The 6,247-nt window shown below is 61.7% G+C and carries 4 protein-coding genes, 2 pseudogenes and 1 riboswitch; of the genes and pseudogenes, 5 read left to right on the top strand and 1 reads right to left on the bottom strand.

Annotated features, from left to right (window positions below; translation table 11 throughout):
* The 5 genes and pseudogenes from IEY31_RS18215 to IEY31_RS18235 form a co-directional block, all read left to right on the top strand.
* Positions 1-475: pseudogene (locus IEY31_RS18215) on the top strand (hypothetical protein); the annotation flags it as partial.
* Between the two features lie 182 nt (positions 476-657).
* Positions 658-1,032 (top strand): transposase, encoded by a 375-nt coding sequence (locus IEY31_RS18220; protein ID WP_188974376.1) that lies wholly within the window; start codon positions 658-660, stop codon positions 1,030-1,032.
* Between the two features lie 184 nt (positions 1,033-1,216).
* A riboswitch (cyclic di-GMP riboswitch) is annotated at positions 1,217-1,301 on the top strand.
* A gap of 71 nt (positions 1,302-1,372) precedes the next feature.
* On the top strand, positions 1,373-1,921 hold the full coding sequence (locus IEY31_RS18225) for a hypothetical protein (protein WP_188974377.1): 549 nt from the start codon (positions 1,373-1,375) through the stop codon (positions 1,919-1,921).
* 310 nt (positions 1,922-2,231) lie between these two features.
* Positions 2,232-3,023: a S8 family peptidase gene (locus IEY31_RS18230; protein WP_188974378.1), complete on the top strand. Its 792-nt coding sequence runs from the start codon at positions 2,232-2,234 to the stop codon at positions 3,021-3,023.
* Positions 3,024-3,072: 49 nt separating this feature from the next.
* Positions 3,073-5,457, top strand: coding sequence for an EAL domain-containing protein (locus IEY31_RS18235; RefSeq protein ID WP_188974379.1), 2,385 nt, complete (start codon positions 3,073-3,075; stop codon positions 5,455-5,457).
* 197 nt (positions 5,458-5,654) lie between these two features.
* Here IEY31_RS18235 and IEY31_RS18845 read toward each other — a convergent pair.
* Positions 5,655-6,154 (bottom strand): annotated as a pseudogene (locus IEY31_RS18845) (DDE-type integrase/transposase/recombinase); the annotation flags it as partial.
* Between the last annotated feature and the right edge of the window lie 93 nt (positions 6,155-6,247).

Raw genomic sequence — 6,247 nt, forward strand, 5'->3', positions numbered from 1 at the left:
CCCGGCCTACCGCAAAAATCAGGTGGAACTGCTCGCTCTGCTCGTCCTGGCGTTGATCGGGGCCAAAAACGTTCGCCACGCATCACTGGCCGAGCGTTGCCCGGGCAACGCTCAGACGGCTTCCGTCATTCGCCAGATTGAGCGATTCTTTCACCAGCATCCGCTATGTCCTCTGGATGTTGCCCGTCTGGTTCTGGCGTTGCTCCCCGATGGGAAACGGCGGGACTTCACCCTTGACCGCACGAACTGGAAACTGGGGAAGACCGATGTCAACGCGCTGGTGCTGGCAGTGAACTGGCGAGGTGTGGCCGTGCCACTCCTGTTCGAGTTGTTGCCGCACAGCGGAGGGCAGCGGGACGAGGACCCGGCTGGCCGTGATGGACGAGGCGCTGACGCTGCTGGACTGCTGCGACGTTGCCACGATTTATGCAGACCGGGAATTCATCGGCCAGGCGTGGATCCAGGGCTTGGCTGAGCGAGGGATACCGATCACCGTCCGTCTCCGCGTCGATACCCACATCGAAGACCTGCCAGCGGGCGAGTGGTTGGGTGGCTTGCAACCTGGAAAGCAGGCGATGCTCCTCGAGGGCGTGGAGGTCTATGGACTCCCGATGAATGTGGTGTTGACCCGGACAGATCAGGGGGATACCCCTGATCGTGGCGAGCAACGCCACCGCCGCCAGTCGCATGCTGAAGGGATACCGCAAGCGCTGGAGAATCGAATGTCTGTTCAGGGCGCTCAAAACGAAGGGCTTCCGGTTGGAAAACACCCATATGACGCGTCCCACTCATGTGACGCGACTGCTTTGTTTGCTCACCCTGGCGTATGTCTGGAGCGTCCTGGTCGGCATCGACCAGGACACGGCGCTGAAAAAACATGGACGGCGGGCCTGGAGTGTCGTGACTCTAGGTCTACGGGCGCTCGTTCGGGCGTCTTCCCGTCAGATCGGAACCTCAATGGACGAACTGCTCCACCTGATTCAATTCTGGACGCCGGACCAGACGACGGCTGTGGAAAGTGTCGGGTACTGAGGGGGAGACCCAGTGTTGAGGATTCTCAGGACAAAATTTATCTGGATGTTAAATAAATCCTGTTTAACTCTGACAACCCCTGTCTGATCGACTATTCCTTCAATCTTCATCTTCTGGGAGGGTGGCTTGTCAAGCGTCCTGCCGATGTATAGGGTGGGCCACATCAGCACGGCTCCTTGGGACCATGTCTGATAGAGGCAGTGAAGCGCGGTCCTGTATACGGGCACCTGGGACGCGTGGAGCCAATGGTGCGACCGGCTATCCGTCAATCCGCGACCTGTCGCGGTCACATTCCCGCCTGATTCAGGCAGCGGCGTTCATAACACGCCGGGGAGGCACCGTGAATTCTATCGTTCGGGGTATTAGAGATTTCGGCCTTGATCTCTCTTTGTTGATCCGCGTTGGAGGTGGACAGGCCAGCGCAGACGTTGCGTTCGAAGGCTGCGCTGCTCAGGGCCCGCAACTTCTGGTCCAGAATTCGTGTGATGACAGTGCAGTCCACGATCTGGTCACTGAGGTTCACCGTTTGATGGGGCAAGCTTACCAGGAGTACCGCAATGCGCGGCTGTGTCAATGGACGGCGCAACTTGTCTCGCCTGTCGGAAGTGACGTTCGCCTGAGCGTCTTCGATCAATGGTTGCTCGAAAAGCTGCTGGTTCACTGCCCTCATTTTCAACTGGGCTGGACGCCGCTGCAAGACCATCCTGCTGCCTTCCGACTGAGGCGTGATGTCGGCAGCCTCTGGATTCAGGTCATGCCAGCGGACCGCAGCGGAATATGCTGCACAAGTGTGGTGCCGGTGAGTGATGTCCATAGCATGACCAACGCCGTGCGCGGTTTTCTTGACCAAGTTATCGTGGCCAGCGTCCTGGCAGAGGCGGCAGATTAACATGGCCTACCGTTCCAGATTTGCACTGTTGACTTTGGGTTGCCTGATTCTGGGGGCCTGCGGCACCCTCCCACCCTCTCCCTCCCAGGCGATTTCACGTCCTCACGGCACGCTGAGTGCTGCTGGCCTGCAGAGTCAGACAGCGACTGACCGCACCTTGCTCGTCGATCATGCTGGCTTCAAGCCAGGTGGTGCCAGGTGGTGGGCCGAAGGAGCCAGATGGTGGGCTGAAGGAGCCAGATGGTGGGCCGAAGGAGCCAGGTGGTGGGCTGAAGGAGCCAGGTGGTGGGCTGAAGGGGTCTTTGAACCTATGCCTGCCAATTCGGAGGTGCTGCGCACCGTCAAGATTGATGTGGCTCAAGCCAGGGCACCTGGGATGGGCCGGGGCGTGGTGGTGGCCGTGATCGACTCTGGAATCGATCTGGACCACCCGATGCTCAGAGGTGCGCTGCTGCCGGGCCGCGACTTCGTGGACAAAGACCTCGATCCATCCGAAGAAGGCACCGATGGCGACGCCGCGTACGGGCACGGAACGGCGGTGGCCGGCATTCTTCGTCAGGTGGCACCTGAGGCCAAACTTCTGCCCCTGCGGGTGCTGAGTCCTAATGGCTCTGGAGACGCAGACAGCGTGGCCGAGGCCATTCGCTTTGCCGTCAATCAGGGCGCACACATCATCCATCTGAGCATCGCTGCTTCGGTGTCCAACAAGGGGGTGCGCGCCGCGCTGCAATTTGCGGTCTCCAGGGGTGTTCTGGTGGTGGCCGCCTGCGGCAATGACGGCAGCGCCAACCCCGAGGCGCCGGCCAATGCGCTGGACGGTAAAAACCCTCTGGGACAGTTTGGTGTTTCCGTCAGCGCCGTCAATGTCGACGGAACTTTTCCCAGCTGGAGTACGCGTGGCGGTGAAGTGCTGGCCCCAGGAGTGGCGCTTCAGAGCGCCTATCCTCAGGGCCAGACGGTCAGCGCGACGGGCTCCTCGTTCGCGGCGCCGTTGGCCACCGGCGCACTTGCCCTGGCCCTGGCCGAAGGCAAGGACCCTGCCGTGCTGGCCGCCCGATTGACCTCAGGGGCTATGCTGGACGCCTCCCAGTTGCTTCAGTAACTTCTTTGTCTGTCGCGCTGGGTCTCCCACGTGGAGCAAGGAGCCCAGGGTGAACGATCCAGCACATCATCTCGACGTTCTGCTCGGCCAGGCCCGTGAGCTGCGAGGAAGTGACGATGCGCGCGCGACGCTGCTCTTTGAGCAGGCCGTGACGGCGGCCCGCGCGCTGAGTGCTTTTCCGGAGCTGGCTGAGGCTTTGAATGCCCTGGCGGGGCTTGAGCATAGCCGCGGGGAAAGTCAGAGCGCCTTCACCCATCTGGAAGAAGCCCTCTCCATTCGTCAGGTTCTGGGCGATCAGGGGGGCTGCGCCGCAGTCCTGTGTAATCTCGGCGCAGTCCACCTTGACCTGGGCAGTTTTAACCTGGCGCTTGAGTACCTGTTGCGTGCGGACCACGTGGCGGCACAGGCAGGTCCAGCCCGCGCCGCCATGGTGGCCGCCAATCTCGCTCAATCCTACGATGCGCTTGAATTGCCCGGAGATGCCAACACGCAGTACACGCGGGCCCTCGATTTCGCGCGACTTGCGGATCAGCCGTTAGGCGAGGCGACAGTCATGATCAATCACGCCGACTTTCTGCGGCGTCAGGGGAATTTTGATGAGGCGTTGGCCCTGCTGAATGGAGCCGTGGCGCTGGCAGGCGACCACGCTGCACTGACAGCCAGCGCCTGGCATGGTCTGGGCCTGGTGCAGCGTGACCAGGGGAGGCTGAACCTGGCACTCACTCACTTCCAGGCGGCGCTGGCCATGCCGGAAGCGAATATTGATCTGGTGTTGGATGCGCGCTGTGATGCCAGCGAGGTTCTGCTGGACTTGCAACGTGGGGACGAAGCGCGCCTTCTATTAGAAGCGGCGTTGCCTGACGCCAGGGCCAGCCTCCGGGTCCGGGAGCAGGCCCGCATCCTGGCGCTTCAGGCCCGGGTGGAGGAGCAAGACGGCGAACTCGTCCAGGCACTGGCCACCTTACGCCGGGCCCACACGGCTGAAGCGGAGGTGCTGCGCGCCGAAGCGGCGCAGCGGACCCGTGAGCTTGCGGCGAGAAGCGAACTCGAGCGTGACCGTCAGCGCCTGGAACATGAGCAGGCCCGCTACGCCGCTGAACGCGCCGCCAAAGAGCAGCTTGAACGCGAACAGGCCAGCCGCCTGCAAGAACTCGAACGTCTGGCGTTGTACGACGCGCTGACGGGGCTGCCCAACCGCCTGCTGCTCTCCGAACGGGCGCGCACCGCCTTGCGGGAGGCGGCCGCGCGCCGTACGTCTGTGGCCGTGGGTGTGATGGATCTCAACAAGTTCAAGGCCGTCAACGATACCTACGGACACCATACAGGTGACCTGCTGCTCCAAGAAGTTGCTGCCCGGTTACCTCGCGCCCTGGGGGGACACGATACGGTGGCCCGTACGGGCGGGGACGAATTTGTCTTCCTGTTGCAGGCCAGTCGACAGGACGTCGTCCCTCTGGCCCGGCAGATTGCCGAAACATTCGACGAGCCATTCTTTCTGGATGGCATTGAAATTCACATGCGTCCCAGTCTTGGCTTCGCCGTCTACCCCGAGGACGCTTCAGATCTCGACACCTTGCTCACGCACGCCGATGAGGCCATGTACCGGGCAAAAGCGCGCGGCAGCACACTGGAGTTTGGTGCGAGCGGCGGCGCTCTGGCCCCAGCAACCCTCGAATCCGCCCTGCACGGCGCCCTTGCGGCGGGCGAATTTCACCTGGTGTATCAGCCGCTTGAGGATCCCAGCGGCCGCTGGCACAGCGTGGAAGCCTTGCTGCGCTGGCGCAGTAGAACGTACGGAAATGTCACCCCTGATCAGTTCATGCCACTGGCCGAGCGCAGCGGCCTGAGCCTCCCGTTGAACGCCTGGACACTGACGACGGTGTGCGCTGCACTGGCCCAGTTGCCGCAGCTGGGCGCCGCCATCAACCTGTCGGCCCGTCAACTTGTCGATCCGGAATTGCCTGACCTCATCCGAAGAACCACAACCGAATTTGGCGTGACGCCTTCTCGTTTGTCATTGGAGATTTGTGAAGAACTGGTCGCGCGCGCTCCTGAACGCGCCCGCTCCGCCTTGAAGGCGCTGAACGCCACAGGGGTTCGCCTGACCCTGGACGATTTTGGTGGCGGGCACGCCCATTTTGCCGGGTTACAGACGTTGCCGATTCACGCGGTCAAGCTTGACCGTTCATTGGTACAGGGTCTTGGCCCGGATTCTCGCGGCATGGCCCTGTTGAGCGCGGTGGCACAACTGGCCCGCGCCCTCGACCTCGAAGTGATTGCCAAGGGGGTTGAAACACCAGCACAGCGAGTTCAGTTGAGTACGCTGGGTGTTCACCGCTTACAGGGCTTTTTGGTGTCGCCTCCGCTCGAACTGCCGAACCTGCTGACATGGTTCTCAACAGATACTGATGGTGACGCGGAGATGCGCAGATAAGCGGCGAAGTAGCGGTGCCTGCGGGTTTGGGTTCAATCCAACGAGATCGCGTTGTTGTCTATTCCGAGAGGCTGAATCACGGGTCTGGTCAGGCTCTCGGTTCCACTCCGATTCTTCCACGCTGAGCCATGTCCCGAAAACGGCTGTGTTGCCTTGACTTGGCTCCCGGCAGGCAGAGGGCAGGAGCGGCCTGATTCTCAGGCCACTCCTGCCGCGACTGTTGACCACGTCTGGAACGCTTGCTGCTGATTGCTTTTTCGAATGGCGGCGGAAACGCTGGTGCGGGAGTGGTGGTGGAGATTCTCGATCCAAGCGTGCAGGCACAGAAATTCTTGGATCCGTTCCCGCCGCTTGAATCCAAGTTGCTGCCGCACTTGACGCTGTGTGGGCCGGTAGGACTGCTCAACCCTGTTATTGCAGCAGGCCGCCCGGATTACTTGCTGATACTCCACTCCATCGAGGCTGGGTAGGTCGCGGATGGCGGCCTGGCAGCTGATCCGTGTGGATCACCTCTGGGACGTCGTATTCACCCAGCAGCCTTGTCAAAAAGCTCTTCGCGGCTTCGGTCGTTGAAGGAGAATGCCCTGCACGAAGCCGTGCTGATCCACCGCCCGCCACAATCGGCGAAGACCGGGGCGAACTTGATAGACCATTCGCGCAACGTCTCGTGACTGACCAGGGTGCCGCGCTGGTGAAGTCATTCATAAACATCTCGATTGGAATGAACCCCTCGGACAGGACCACGGGCCAAGTCACTTCGCCCCGGTCAGCGGCTACGCTGACCAGACCG

This window comes from Deinococcus aerolatus (genome assembly GCF_014647055.1).
Lineage (GTDB): Bacteria > Deinococcota > Deinococci > Deinococcales > Deinococcaceae > Deinococcus > Deinococcus aerolatus.

Coding starts and splice junctions, on each gene's coding strand:
- IEY31_RS18230 (WP_188974378.1), top strand. CDS start 2,232: ATGCCTGCCAATTCGGAGGTGCTGCGCACCGTCAAGATTGATGTGGCT.